The sequence below is a fragment of the Paenarthrobacter sp. A20 genome, from assembly GCF_024168825.1.
Classification (GTDB): Bacteria; Actinomycetota; Actinomycetes; order Actinomycetales; family Micrococcaceae; genus Arthrobacter.
Window position 1 is genome coordinate 49,887 of record NZ_JALJWH010000002.1, and the last position, 12,951, is coordinate 62,837.

Genomic DNA, 12,951 nt, shown 5'->3' on the forward strand with positions numbered 1-12,951 from the left:
GGCCGCACGTACCGGCACGAACAGAACGGGATCCCATGAGCGAGTCCATCCCGCGGGCACTGCAACCACCGGTTGCTGTTGCCCTGGCGAAACTCGTCAAGAGGTTCCCCGGACCCAATGCCCTCCCGGGCGGGATCTGGGCCGAACCGAAATGGGATGGCTACAGGACGATAGTTCTGAGTGATTCTGAAGGGGTGACCCTGTGGAGCCGGCAGGGCAAAGAACTCTCCCGGATCTTTCCTGAGCTATGCGCAGCTGTACGGGCCCAGGTTCCGCCCGGCGTGGTGCTGGACGGTGAAGCGGTCATCTGGAACGGGGACCGGCTGGACTTCGAAGCGCTGCAACGCCGCATGGTCAGCTCCAGGACGGCTCTGCCGGCCTTGGTTCACGAACTGCCGGCATCGTTCGCAGCCTTTGACGTGCTGGCCGTTGCCGGGCAGGACATCCGGGGCGTCCCTTTCACGGGCCGCCGGCAGCTGCTCGAGGAACTGGCCCGGTGCTGGGCCGCCCCTTTGAACCTCTCCCCCACCACCGCGGACATGGACTTAGCGAAGACGTGGTTGAAGGACCTGCCAGCCACAGGGGTCGAAGGGCTGGTTTTCAAGGGGGGATCCCAGCCCTATGACGCCGCTAGGTCCTGGTTGAAGCTGAAGACAAAAAGCACGTTCGATACGGTCTGCGCAGCCGTCATAGGCCCGATAACGCAACCGCAAGCCATCATCACCGGATTGCCGGTGGGTGGGCAGCTGCGGATCGTGGGCCGGTCAACCGTCCTTTCCACACGGGCGGGGCGTGATCTGGGCCGCCAGCTCCGCCCGGCCCTGCCAGGGCATCCCTTTCCCGACGAGATCACCGAAACCTCGCTGAACAGATTCAGCAAAGACAAAGACCCGGTCCACCTGACGCTGATCGAGCCGATAGTGGTTGAGATATCGGCCGACGTCGCGTGGACCGGCAAATCCTTCAGACACCCCGTCGGATACGTCCGGGTCCGTCCAGAGTTGGATCCCGATGAGGTAGAACTCCCGCCGCATCTGAAAAGGTAGCTCCTACCAGCCTGCGGCAGTTACATGGCTGGTCTCTTGTTCGGGCGGCACGGACGGACTTGGTTCGACGGCAGACCCCGGCGGAAGCCAAGTAGGGGGCTTGGGTGGCGCCCTTGAAAAACGAGTACCAACTACTCGTGTGCAGGACCAGGGAGAGGTCTTCAATTGAGTCAGCGGATTAGTGGCAGACGGCGATAATCCCCCATTTCGCCGATCAATGCCTCAGTAATCTGCCGGCAAGGCCGGATAGCGGTACCCAGAAGCCTGTCCGGCCTTTCGCCTGTCCTGACTCAACGCCGTGACCGTGGAAACGCGGCACGCTTCCGGAGACCTCGGACCGAAGTCTTCACAGAACCCCGGGCCTTCTTTCTGGCCAGGTTCCATTCCGTGTCTCTATGGGCGTCTCTACGAGCGGCCCGCTGGGCTCTTCTCTGGGCCCGATCGAGGCGGAAGAGCATGAAGAAAACGAAGCCAATCCACAGGATGGCGGCCCCCAGAACCATGCCCATCAGAACCAATGGCTGCATACCTGCAACGTACCCCGGCCGGGGTGACCTAACCGCCCGTAATGGCCGTGGTGGACGGGTTGTGCCCACTGGGGGCAGGTGGAGCCCTCCGCACAGCTCAAAGCTGTCCCCTATTGGCGTGCAAGCCGTCCATGCCGCCCCTAGGGCGGCTATCGTGTCGGTCCCCCTGGAGTACAGTTAACCCGAACATATATTCGAATAAAGGGTGTGTTGTGGGCGTGATAGTTGGCCCCCGTGTGATAGACGCGGGACTCTCTCTGGTGACGGTTCAGCTGTCACCGGTAGCGGTGGCCGCCGGCTATCCCTCGCCCGCCCAGGACTACTTTGACGGACGGATCGATCTCAACGCGCACCTGATCAAAGACGTGACCAGCACCTTCATCGTCCGGGTCACCGGCCAATCCATGGAACAAGCCGGGATCAGCGACGGGGACGAGCTGATCGTTAACCGGGCACTGGAACCGAAGGACGGTTCCGTAGTCGTCGCCGTCCTGGACGGGGAACTAACGATCAAACGGCTGCGGATCACACCCACAGGCGTGATCCTGCAGGCCGACAATCCACGCTTCCCTGATATTGAGGTTCCGGCCTTGTCGGAACTGACGATCTGGGGCGTGGCCACGAGGTGCCTGCACCATGTCTAAGCCCGCGGTGATGCGCCGGATGCAGGAAATCGCGCACGTGGACGTCAACTGCTTTTACGCCTCGGCCGAGCGCGCGTTCAACCCTGCTTTGGAGGGCAAACCGGTCATCGTGCTCTCCAACAATGACGGCTGCGCCGTCACCCGCTCCCCAGAAGCGAAGCGCCTGGGCATTGTCATGGGCGATCCGTGGTTCAAGCTACGGCCACGGGCCAAGGAATGGGGGCTGGTGGCCCTGTCGAGCAACTACGAGTTGTACGGGGACATTTCCGCCCGGGTCATGGAGCTGCTGGGTCGCTACTCAGCCTGGCTTGAGGTCTACTCCATCGATGAGGCGTTCCTGGGCGTCAAGGGCGAACCGGACGAGCTGCTGGCCCTGGGCCGGGAGATGAAGGCCGCGTGCCGGCGGCACGTCGGCGTGCCGGTCTGCGTCGGGATCGCACCCACGAAGACCCTTGCCAAGTTGTGCAACAAGTGGGCGAAGAACAACCCTGCCTTCAACGGTGTCTGCCGCTGGGAATCAGTGCCGGCAGCCCAGCGCGAAGCGCTGATGGCCAAGCTGTCCGTGATCGAAATCTGGGGCGTTGCCACCAGATTGACCAAGCGTCTGAACGCGATGGGGATCTTCTCAATCCTGGACCTGACCCGGGCGAACCCGGTCGCGATCCGGGACAAGTACTCCATCGTCATGATGCGCACCGTGCTGGAACTGCAGGGCACCCCGTGTATTCCGATGGAAGAGGAACGGATCGGCCGGGACCAGCTGATCTTCTCCCGGTCCTTCTCCACACCGATCACCACAACGGCAGGGTTGCGGCAGGTCATGAGCGTGTACGCGCAAATGGCCTCCGCACGTCTGGCTAAACACGGCCTGCAAGCGAAAGTGTTGACGGCGTTCGCGGCGACGTCGCACTTCAACCCAAACGAAAAGTCCTTCCCCTCGGTCTGCCTGGCGCTGCCGATGCCCACCGCTGACCCGGTGTTGCTGACGAAGGCCGCCCACGCGCTGCTCCCCCAGGTCTACGAGGGCGTGAAGTATGTCCGGGCCGGGATCATGGTCACCGACCTGCGCCCGTCCGGGAACCAGAAACCCTTGGAACTGTTCGAGAACCCGCACGAAGAACGCGGCATTGGGATCCTGCTCGAAGACGTAGCCAAACGGTACGGCCGCGGCTCCATCGGGCTCGGTCATGCCGGGATCAAAGGCGGGCCGGACTGGTCTATGAAACGCGACATGCTCTCCCCCAGGTACACCACCCACTGGGACGAACTCCCCCTCGTCAAGGCCGCCTGACCGGCGCCAAGGTAAGAAAGGAAACCGCAATGACCATTGCACCCGAATCACCCACGACCCCCCAAGACGTCGATGTCCGGTTCAGCCCCGACGGCACACCGTTGGCGATCCGCCACGACGGCCGGATCTGGATGGTCGATCCCGACGTCCACACCGCTCACTGGTTCACCAGGGACGCATGGTGGGAAACCCGGACCCGGGCAGCGGTCGGCACCGGCGATCTGGTCAGCGTCGAACACTGGCAACTCCAAGCCAAATTACCGTCATCCAATGCCGAACTGCGCACGTTCACGCTGCGGCGGGAGCCGCTGGCTACCGTGTGGCAGCTGGAATCCATCAGCTAGTGCCGGCTGATCTGTACCGCTCCCATGTCCCTGAACAGCTGTGGGAGCGGATCCGCAATGAGTTCCACCTTCCCAGCCTGGAACAGGTCCGGGAACGGTTCTCTGCCGTGCATGAGGATCCCGAGCCGGTCATGCGGGAGCTGGTTAGGGTCTTCCTGGACGGTGGGACGTATTGCCCTGGTTATCAGTTCCGGCCCGATCTGACCCTGGACCCGGTGGTGCTGGAACTCTTCAAACGGGCCATGGAGCTACGGATCCCACACAATTACTTCGCGCTCTGGATGATGGTCCCCTCTCCCGCCCTGCAGGGATCACGACCCGTGGACCTCCGACGCAGCGACAGGACGCCGGCCCTGCTCGTTGGGCTCGAACGGACCTTCCAAGGCAAGGCGGCCTAAAATATGGGAGTGAAAGTAACCCTGACAGTAGAGGCCGGCACCGGCGAAGTAAGCCATGTCGACGCCGAAGGCGAGACGTACGAGAACGCCAAAGCGGCCGCCGAAACACTGATCCCGGAAGGCTCCAAAGTCATTGCCATCCGCACCAACTAACAGACGCTCGTACGTGGAATCGGCGCACCAAATAGCCGCCTACGTTCAGCGCACTGGCGGCCTTCCTACCTCCGATGGTCAGAGTGGAAGTGAGGCTGAACGCCTCGCCGGAGCTCTCGTTGCTCTACGACATCAGAAGCGGCGCGGCCTCCTCGCAAAAGAAGCCAGCGAAGCACTCGACGCGGCGTTTCCTGGGTGGCTGGACGGGATCGCGCTCAACGTCGAACGTCACTGGCAAAAAAGGGCCACTGAGTTCATCGAGTGGGTGCAAGACAACGACAGACGCCCGCACCGTAACGCCGCTGACCCCGCCGAACGTGCCCTCGCGGCATGGGTCGCAAGGCAAAGAATGCACGCAAAGCAGGGCCAATACCCGTCCCGTATCAAGGAGCTGAACAAACGCATGCCCGGATGGGACCGAACACCCTATCTCCGGAAGGGCCGGGGCAGGGCTATTTATCAGCCCAGCGTTCGTGGGCGGCTTGGCGGCTGATCCCAGCCGCCCGGCCAATATCCGTCCAGGAAGCGCCGACGGCTTTCGCAGCCGCGACGGTCCTATCCAGGCGATGCCCGGCCTGGCGGTGCTCCCTCGCAGCGGCCTCCACACCAAGGATCGCTTCAGACGGGGCAATGTGGGCAAGCCATTCCTCGTGAACAGCATCTTCCACGAGGCTAGAGACGAAGGCTGCTTCCCCTGGTGCAAGGTATTCCCTGCGCGCCTCAAAATTAGCTTCTGCAGGTGTGAGAACTCGTTGCCATAGTTCTCCGCGCCAGCCGCATTCGCAGGCTCCGCGCCAGTTCATAATCTTGTCGTCAGGAATGAGGTCCTGGTCGGGCGCGAAGTCCCCTCCTGATGGATAGTCCCCGGTGATCCCAAGGAACAGCATTCCCTCCCTGGTCGAAGTCGACGAGAGCCTGCCGTCCGGCGCAACCGACGCTACCCAGCCCTCGTGCTTGTAGTCGTTCGAGATCCAGCCCATGGCATCATGCCTTCCTGTCAGGGTTTCCTGACAGGAAGTCTCTCAGGAGCTTCTGACAATAACCAGAGCCGCGAAAAAGCAGAGCATGCCCGGAGAGGGTTCGAGCCTGCCGGGGTTTAGTGTTTGGTGTCCTTGGCTGGTGACTCGTTCTTGGATCCCGAGTCGCTGTCGCTGAACTTGCCGTCCTTGTTCTGGATCCGCACTTCGCCGTGTCCCCGGCCGGTGTTCTCCACGATTTCCTTGGCCCGCTTCTCAGCGGCCTTTTTCGTGGGTTCATGGGCGGAGACGCGTTTGGCGTCTTCTTTCTTTACGTCCCAGCCGCCGCGATCGTTGTTGGGGACTACGTACCGGTCGTTGTCGTTGCCTCTGGCCATATCGATTCGCTCCTTGCCGACGTGAACTGATTTTGAGCCCAGCCTAACGGCCAATGGTTGCACTGCCCCTTTATATGTGCCCGCTGAGTGGCAATCGTGACGGGAAAATTGAAAGATTTTTTTGGCGGTCGGGGTCCGTCACTCCGCGGGTTCAATCAGCTCGGGTCCGTTGTTCCGGACGCTGTTGGCGCGGGTGCTGACAATCCGCGGGGTCAGGGTCGGTTCCGGCAAGGAATCCAGCAGGTGTTGGACGTCGGCTTTGTCGGTCAGGTCCGGGTCGAGCCATTCCGCGAAGCGCTCCTGCGGAATGATGACCGGAGAGCGATCGTGCACGTGTCCCAACGCGTCCTGGGTGGTTGTGGTCAGGACTGTGCAGGTCAGCAGCCACCGTTCAGGATCGTCCTCGGGCAGCTCAGGATCGGGCCAGAACTCATACAGCCCGGCGAAGCCCAACAATGGTTCCTTCTCGGAGAACAGATAGTTCGGGATCTTCTTCCCGTCCTCGGTCTTCTGCCATTCGTAGTAGCCCTCGGCCGGAACGATAGCCCTGCGCTTGACCGCAGCAGAACGGAACGACGGCTTCTCCAGGATGCTCTCGCTGCGAGCATTTATCAGCTTGGAGCCAATCTTGGTGTCCTTTGCCCAGGACGGAACCAGACCCCACTTTGCTATCAGGAGGCGCCGGTCAAGGGTTCCCTCGTCCAGGCGCTCGGCCACGATCGGCACGTTCTGCGTCGGGGCGACGTTCCAGCTCGGCCCAGGAGGGCTGCCTTCAACTTCCTTGGCCTCGAAATGGCTCAGAAGATCGCTTGTTGCCTTGGACATCACGTATCTGCCGCACATGAGCCCATTCTCCACTTGATTGCCCATGTCGCCTCGTGCCGGGTCGCCTCAAGATCCTCAGGAGTCCTGGGAGCGGCATCGCCAGGGCTCGCAACCTACTGACGATGCCGAGCTCACTTGGCTAGGGAACTGCCAGCGCACGCTCGACATCTCCCATGCAATCCCACACTTCTTCCATGGCTGCATGCAGTTTCGCACCCATCACGTCCAATTCCTCTGGACTGTGGACTACGGCGTCCAGCAGGCCCTTAGCATTCAGCCGGCGGCTGTAGAACGCTGTTGTGCCTGGGGTCAGCGATCCTCCCACTGGCGCATGAAGGATCCTATTCCGCTGATCCAACGCCTGTTTTGCAGTCGACAGAACTTTCACGACCCGCTCCTGCAATTCCGGCGACAGGGGTGAGTAGACGGAGAGAGCGATCTTTTTTGATGTCTGGATCAGTTGCGATGCCGTCATGCCTTCCGTCAGAGTCGATCCCACACCTGCCCTGCCGTTGATAAGAGCCGAGCAAAAATGGGCCAAGGTCTGTTCCAGCCACGCAGCCCAAATCGCAATGCGGCCCACGGCAGCTTCACCCTCGATCGACATGGAGGTGTACGTCCGGTAATCAGGCAACACAGCATCTTCAATAGCTTCTTGGTCCATGGGCACCAATCGTACTTAGCTTGGGACAGGCGCTCCGTGCTGTCAGCCGACGTCCCGTTTCCTTGAAACTGGAACCCCGCGGGCGTGGGATATGGTCTCTTGAATGGTGTCTCGCGAAGTAATTGTGGTCGGAGCCGGCATTGTCGGATCGTCAATTGCCTATCAACTGGCCGCCGCCGGAGCCGGGGTCACCCTCATCGATGCTGCTTTGCCCGGTAGCGGTGCTACTAAACACTCGTTTGCCTGGATCGGCAGGTCACCTCAGGACAGTAGCCCCGAGGAGAAACTGCGTTCGCAAGGTCGCGACCACTGGCACCGGCTTGCACAAGAAGTACCAGAGCTTGAGGTGCATTGGACCGGCGCTTTGGTATGGGGTGAGTACTTTTCCCACGACGGCGCACCCCAGACCGACCGAGCAGAAGTTATCGAACCAAACCTGGTGATGCCACCGAACCGGAGTGAGCAGAGGGCCGACGACGGCTGGTTGGATCCGGTTCGAGCCACCGAAAGCTTGGTCCGCGCCGCTCAACGATATGGCGCCTCGACTCGCTTCGGGAGCCCGGTCTCCCGCTTAGCCCGCAGTGAGGAGGGGACAGTCATCGGAGTGGAACTCGGTACCGAAGTCCTACCCGCCTCAACGGTGGTCGTGGCAGCCGGGACCGGATCAACGGCCCTTTGCGCGACGGCCAACGTTGACCTGCCGATGGTGTCCAGCCCATCCGTGATGGTCCAACTCCATGCTCCGCCCGGAATCGTCCAAGGAATCATCGCCAATGATCATTTCGAAGCCCGCCAGAGCACTGACGGAACCACGCTCATGCCTGTGGAGTACAACGGGGAGACTTCAACAGAAGACCTGGGGCATACCGGCGAGGAAGCACTTCGCGTCTTCCAGAAATCCTTCCGTGGCTCTTCAGAGGCGAGTCTAAAAAGCGTCGAGATCGGGTGGCGCCCGATGCCGGCCAATGGTGAATCGACAGTTGGCTATTCCAGTGTCCCAGGTCTCTATATCGCGGTGGCCCATCCAGGAATCATGCTGGGCTCAGTGATCGGACACACCGCTGCCGAAGAGATTCTGCGCGCTTAGCCGTTCCACTTCCTTCGAACCGGAACACCTCTGGCGGGACACTCCCCCAGCGTTCGGAATCAGTCCTTTTCAGAAGCTGACTGCGCGGAATGTCAGAAGTCGTCTGCACGGTCCTCTGCAGGGGCCACCGGGAAGCACGAAAATGGGTTCGTTGCGCGGGTCTCCCAGCTCGGTGACAGCGAAGGGCAAGTCCAGATCATCGACGCGCATAATCCCTACCGTCCCATCCCTTCCACCGTCTTCTCCTGGCCGGCCTTACGTCCCACCGGGGTGTGTACGTCGTATGTTGCCCGCAGTAGTCCGTCGTCGTGGGTCGAATGGTGGCCGCGGAGGGTCAACAGCACATCATTGTCGAGGTCCCCGAAAAGGCGGCGCCCACGGCCCAGGAGCACCGGCGCGATTGAGACAGTGATTTCGTCGATGAGCCCTGCGGCCAGGAACGCTTGAATGGTGCGACCACCATCGACGTAGACCCGGGCCGCCCTTTCGGCTTCGAGCAGTTGATGTGCCTCGTGGACTGAGCGGACGACGGGTGTCTTGTCGTTACGGGGGGAGGGAGGTGCTGAGCACAATGACGCGTTTGCCTTCGAAAGGCCATGTATCGAAGCCAAGAACGGTCTGGTAGGTCGAACGGCCCATGATGAGCGTGTCAACGGTGGGATAGAACGCCTCCCACTCAAGGGCCGGATGTGCGGTGGAGCCGGTGACATGTGGACGAGGCGATGGGTTGGTGAGCCAGGCGAGGTCGCCATCCGGCCTTGCGATGTAACCGTCCAGGCTTGTGCCGATAAAAACGCATCCGCGCCAAGTGCGATCAGTAATCATGTCCAGCCTTTCAAAAGGGCATCAAGGGTCTGCGTAGGGGTAGTCGGATCCAGGCCAACGGCACGGCGGTAAAGGCTGCCATGAAGCGCGTCGAGCAGCGTCAAGGATGCTGACCGGGGGTCAATGTCGTCTCGGAGTGACAGGCATGCCAGGAGAGCACCGAAGTAGTGCGCCTGCTTGCGCCAGCCCTCTCGGAGCATCTCAGCGGAGGCAGGTGACCAGAGATCACGCATAAGCTCCCCGAGGCCGAAGACCGCTGACGCGGACGTGGGTGCGGCGAAATTCTCCTCAAGGTATCCGCGCAGCTCGGTCAGCGCATCTACCGTTCCCGATGGCGAATCCGGAATTCGGTCGACCCATCTTCGGCCAAGTGCGAGCAGTAAACCCTCTTTGGAACCGAATCGCTTAATCAGCCCAGCGGGACTAATGCCCGCAGCAGGAGCGACATCATGAAGACCCCAAGGGCCCATCGAAGAACGCTGGAAGATGACTGCATCGATACGGTCGAGCAACTCCACATCAGAGGCACGCTGAGGTCTACTCACACAATTAGTAAATCATAGTTAACTAACTTGTTGGTTTGCCGTGAGTACCACAACTACCTCCCTAGGTCCCCCACCGAAACTCCTACGGCTTCGCTTTGACGAGAGTGCTGCGCTTACCGTCCAGCTCCGCAGGTCGACGGCAATGGTGTCCCACTTCCTTAGAAGTGGAACACCACTGGAGGGATACTGCCCGGGATCTGATGGGATCAGCTAGTGCAGAGTAGCCTGGACCCGATATTCACGTCCTTTGACCAGTAAGGCATCAAGCACAACGGGCTATCAACAGACACCAATCAAGAGTGCTCTCATCCAATGCGTAGGCCGCGATCGGCACGTTCTGGGTCGAGAGGCATTCCATCTCGGCCCTGCGATCGCCCTTAATCTCCTTGGCCTCAAAGTTACTCAAAAGATCGCTTGCGTCTCTGAACATCACGTTCTGCCGCACATGGGCCCCTACTGCCCTGTGGTCTGACCTACCAACTTCCGTCATCTGCCGCCAGTGCCAGGGCCCTGGCGTGAGAAGATCTCGAACATGGCCGCCCGGACTCCAAGACTCGTCGTGGATAGATTCTCTACAGTCTTTCGACACTTCATCGAAACTACTTTGCTGTTGCCCCTGCTGGTGTTTGGGGTGACTTTAATCGCGGAAACCTTCAGCAGGCCTGACGGCGTTCAGGGTGCTGATTTGATCAACGCCTTCATAACGCCTTGGGTGGATGCACTATTTACGTGGTTCGTGTGGAAGGAGCCGGCCATAGTCCTGGCTGTGGTTGTTCCTCTAGCCATTGCTCTACAGGTCGCCGTGCACGGCCTCAGGGCAGAGATCTCTTTGCAGTCGCGCGCAGTACAACCGCCCCGCGTACGTGAGGAGGAAATGCGCAGAGTAAAGGTGTTTTCGCATATCTCAACTCTTGCGGCGTCTGTCATTACTGTGTTCACTGCAGTCACCCTGCTGGACGCGCTGGTCGCCAGGTCGGGAGTCGCTGATGCTTCCATGACGCTAACCGTCGCACTCTGTGGGTCAGTGACAGCCGCCCTGTGTTTAGATGCGTCGCGCGTGGCCACCACACAAGACTTAGAACAGAGACTAATAAAGGCCGGGGCATTACAGCAACACTGGAAGAAACGCCTGCGTCCACTGAGACGCGACATACAGTCCCGCAAATTCGTGTGGTGGACCTCAGGCGCCCTCTGCATACTCGTGCTCGTCCTGCCAGCAGCATTACTTGAGTACAACCGCGCTGACACGTCGCTACCGGAATTTGCTGCAAGAGTCGGACTCGTCCTCGGCATCGCTGTCTTCTTCGCGATGTGTCTAGGTCTTAACTTTATGGTGTTCTTGATCTTGACGATCCCTCCCAAACTTCGACGAGGCTGGAAAGTTCTAGCTCTAGTGCTTCTGGGAGTGCCGTCATGTCTTCTTGTGATCCCGGCTGTCTTGGGTGTGAATGGGCACGACCCGTTCTCCGCATACGCGGCTGGCTTCCTCCCGATGGTTGCCTTCTTGTCAATGCTCATCGCTTTCGTACAAGCCACGAGGAACACCACATCGTGGATCACAATTGCCAACTTTGGATTTCATGGTCTGCTCCGTTTCTGGGCAGTGGTTGTCCTCCTCCGGCTGTTCAGGTCATCAAACGATCAGGTGTCCTGGTTGAAGCATGCACTGCACGAGCCGCCCCCAGCTGAACCGTTGCATCTGACGGACACGGCCCGCCGGCCTAAAACCTTGGGCGTCTACAACCGCGTGTCTGGTTTCCTGGCTGGTCTGGTACGCCGATAGAACGCGACGGACATGTAAAGCCGGAGTTCTGGGCGGCAGAAATAATCAACCCAATTCCACCCCCTTTACGCCCTCAATCATCGGAGTGACTTCATGCATTGCACGGTAAGGCAGAGAGGGACCCGCTGGGTGCGATAGCCAAAGCAGCAGTGTTCCATTTCCTTGGAAGTGGGACCTCATTGACACGCACACTCCCCCAACGCGGATTTGATTGTCAGCCAGGGTGTCTCTGCTACCGCACACACCGGTGCCCGTAAGGGGATCCCCATACGGGAAGCGCCAGATGAACAGAACTCTTGCTACGGTAACGGCATCATGAGCGTTTCAGAACGACTCCAGCAAGCAGCCGATCGGTTCCTGGGCGGCGACGAGTCCGTGCGTGCTGCACAGGCGTTGGAAGGAGTTCTTATCGAGGAGTATCTCGGCGACGACCGGATGGAAGAGTTGCTCTACGTTCTTTCGCTGTATTCGCCTGGAGGCGGGGTGCCGCACTCCGAGGCATCAGACGTTCGTCCTCTGGTTCTTTCAACACTCGAAAGTCTGGCCTAAAAGGGTTGATCTCAGGCGACCGTGGGGGCACGATAAGGGATCCTTTGCCGGGCGTGTGTCTGCGGTTGTTGGCGGCTCGTGAAGTCCCGGTCTGAAGCGTCATTCACCGATTTCGATTCCGCTTATCCGCGTCCCCGGAGCGAGATTCGTTGTAGCGAGACGAAGCTGGGCCATCAGTGACCAATAGACTTCCATATCGCTGAGCTCGAGGTTATGGACGTAGTCCTCGCCGCCTAGAAAAAGGGGTACTTTGTAGCCGACACACTGATCGAAAGCCAGGTCTGCAGGGTTCTCGGACTTCCATTCATTGAAGAAGCTCACACAGAGACTTGGTTCCGGATCCCGAACCAGCTCGTCGTCGTGATAGGTCGAGAACTTCCTTGGGATCTCCAACGCTTCACCGGTACCCGGTTCCAGAAGAAGAATCTCGGGATCAACGTCACCGCTTCGCAGGTCAAGGACAAACTGACGGCCCAACCAATCGAACCCAAAAGGAATCAGTGGAAAGCCGAACTCTGGATAAGCCTCGGCGACCATTGCCGACGCCTTGCGGAATGATTCCTTTGAATGCACCCGGTATAGACCGCCATTGAAGGTACACCCGCCATAGCGTCCGAATAAGTAGGCGACGTTATTCCCCACGGTCTCTGGTGATCCAGGGATTCCATCCGTGACGTCGAACCTCGTACCAAAGATCTCAAGCATGGCCACCATCATGCCTCACAAATTCAGCTGGACGGTCAAACACCGATCCTTCTACGTAGCTCGCGACGGGTCTCACGCGGGCGCACTGGGCGACCTTGTAGACGTTCTTGTCACGGAATCGCTCGCTACTTCGATGGATCGCCTTTCAAGGATCCGAACGTCCTGGCTTGTGGCGCTGATCCAAGCTATTGAGTCGCTTCCTCTCCAATCG

17 protein-coding genes are annotated in these 12,951 nt (G+C 59.9%); 9 read left to right on the forward strand and 8 right to left on the reverse strand.

What is annotated here, in order from left to right; translation table 11 throughout:
* The first annotated feature begins 35 nt into the window (after positions 1-35).
* The 6 genes from J3D46_RS23560 (at position 36) to J3D46_RS23585 (ending at position 4,403) form a co-directional block, all read left to right on the forward strand.
* Positions 36-1,046: an ATP-dependent DNA ligase gene (locus tag J3D46_RS23560; RefSeq protein ID WP_253469420.1), complete on the forward strand. Its 1,011-nt coding sequence runs from the start codon at positions 36-38 to the stop codon at positions 1,044-1,046.
* Positions 1,047-1,785: 739 nt separating this feature from the next.
* A complete protein-coding gene (locus J3D46_RS23565; RefSeq protein WP_253469422.1) occupies positions 1,786-2,217 on the forward strand; it encodes a LexA family transcriptional regulator in 432 nt (143 codons plus the stop codon).
* Complete coding sequence (locus J3D46_RS23570) at positions 2,210-3,508, forward strand: Y-family DNA polymerase (RefSeq protein WP_253469424.1); 1,299 nt, start codon at positions 2,210-2,212, stop codon at positions 3,506-3,508. Before J3D46_RS23565 ends, J3D46_RS23570 begins: the two co-directional genes overlap by 8 nt.
* Positions 3,509-3,537: 29 nt before the next feature.
* Positions 3,538-3,852 (forward strand): hypothetical protein, encoded by a 315-nt coding sequence (locus J3D46_RS23575; protein ID WP_253469426.1) that lies wholly within the window; start codon positions 3,538-3,540, stop codon positions 3,850-3,852.
* The gene (locus J3D46_RS23580; RefSeq protein ID WP_253469427.1) at positions 3,852-4,250 is read left to right on the forward strand and encodes a hypothetical protein; all 399 of its coding nucleotides are present in this window, start codon (positions 3,852-3,854) and stop codon (positions 4,248-4,250) included. The genes J3D46_RS23575 and J3D46_RS23580 overlap by 1 nt, the downstream gene beginning before the upstream one ends.
* A gap of 9 nt (positions 4,251-4,259) precedes the next feature.
* On the forward strand, positions 4,260-4,403 hold the full coding sequence (locus tag J3D46_RS23585) for a hypothetical protein (RefSeq protein ID WP_253469755.1): 144 nt from the start codon (positions 4,260-4,262) through the stop codon (positions 4,401-4,403).
* Positions 4,404-4,855: 452 nt separating this feature from the next.
* Here the strand turns inward: J3D46_RS23585 and J3D46_RS23590 are convergent, their stop codons facing one another.
* The 4 genes from J3D46_RS23590 to J3D46_RS23605 form a co-directional block, all read right to left on the reverse strand.
* Positions 4,856-5,383 (reverse strand): hypothetical protein, encoded by a 528-nt coding sequence (locus tag J3D46_RS23590; RefSeq protein WP_253469428.1) that lies wholly within the window; start codon positions 5,381-5,383, stop codon positions 4,856-4,858.
* Positions 5,384-5,499: 116 nt separating this feature from the next.
* A complete protein-coding gene (locus tag J3D46_RS23595) occupies positions 5,500-5,757 on the reverse strand; it encodes a DUF2188 domain-containing protein (protein ID WP_253469429.1) in 258 nt (85 codons plus the stop codon).
* A gap of 138 nt (positions 5,758-5,895) precedes the next feature.
* Entirely contained in the window at positions 5,896-6,600 is a 705-nt protein-coding gene (locus J3D46_RS23600; RefSeq protein WP_256492851.1) for an SOS response-associated peptidase, read from the reverse strand.
* 121 nt (positions 6,601-6,721) lie between these two features.
* Positions 6,722-7,246 (reverse strand): hypothetical protein, encoded by a 525-nt coding sequence (locus J3D46_RS23605; RefSeq protein ID WP_253469431.1) that lies wholly within the window; start codon positions 7,244-7,246, stop codon positions 6,722-6,724.
* 103 nt (positions 7,247-7,349) lie between these two features.
* Between J3D46_RS23605 and J3D46_RS23610 the strand changes: the two genes are divergently transcribed.
* Complete coding sequence (locus J3D46_RS23610) at positions 7,350-8,333, forward strand: FAD-binding oxidoreductase (RefSeq protein WP_253469433.1); 984 nt, start codon at positions 7,350-7,352, stop codon at positions 8,331-8,333.
* A gap of 215 nt (positions 8,334-8,548) precedes the next feature.
* Here J3D46_RS23610 and J3D46_RS23615 read toward each other — a convergent pair whose 3' ends face one another.
* The 3 genes from J3D46_RS23615 to J3D46_RS23625 are packed head-to-tail and all read right to left on the reverse strand — an operon-like array spanning position 8,549 to position 9,703.
* A complete protein-coding gene (locus J3D46_RS23615; RefSeq protein ID WP_253469435.1) occupies positions 8,549-8,905 on the reverse strand; it encodes a dihydrofolate reductase family protein in 357 nt (118 codons plus the stop codon).
* The gene (locus J3D46_RS23620; protein ID WP_253469437.1) at positions 8,877-9,158 is read right to left on the reverse strand and encodes a dihydrofolate reductase family protein; all 282 of its coding nucleotides are present in this window, start codon (positions 9,156-9,158) and stop codon (positions 8,877-8,879) included. The genes J3D46_RS23615 and J3D46_RS23620 overlap by 29 nt, the downstream gene beginning before the upstream one ends.
* Entirely contained in the window at positions 9,155-9,703 is a 549-nt protein-coding gene (locus tag J3D46_RS23625) for a TetR/AcrR family transcriptional regulator (RefSeq protein WP_253469440.1), read from the reverse strand. Before J3D46_RS23625 ends, J3D46_RS23620 begins: the two co-directional genes overlap by 4 nt.
* Positions 9,704-10,235: 532 nt before the next feature.
* Here J3D46_RS23625 and J3D46_RS23630 point away from each other — a divergent pair.
* Positions 10,236-11,486 (forward strand): hypothetical protein, encoded by a 1,251-nt coding sequence (locus J3D46_RS23630; RefSeq protein ID WP_253469443.1) that lies wholly within the window; start codon positions 10,236-10,238, stop codon positions 11,484-11,486.
* Positions 11,487-11,801: 315 nt separating this feature from the next.
* Positions 11,802-12,035 carry a hypothetical protein gene (locus J3D46_RS23635; protein ID WP_253469446.1) on the forward strand — a complete coding sequence of 78 codons (234 nt, stop codon included), beginning with the start codon at positions 11,802-11,804 and terminating at the stop codon, positions 12,033-12,035.
* Positions 12,036-12,134: 99 nt separating this feature from the next.
* Here J3D46_RS23635 and J3D46_RS23640 read toward each other — a convergent pair whose 3' ends face one another.
* A complete protein-coding gene (locus tag J3D46_RS23640) occupies positions 12,135-12,740 on the reverse strand; it encodes a T6SS immunity protein Tdi1 domain-containing protein (protein WP_253469449.1) in 606 nt (201 codons plus the stop codon).
* Positions 12,741-12,951 lie beyond the last annotated feature (211 nt).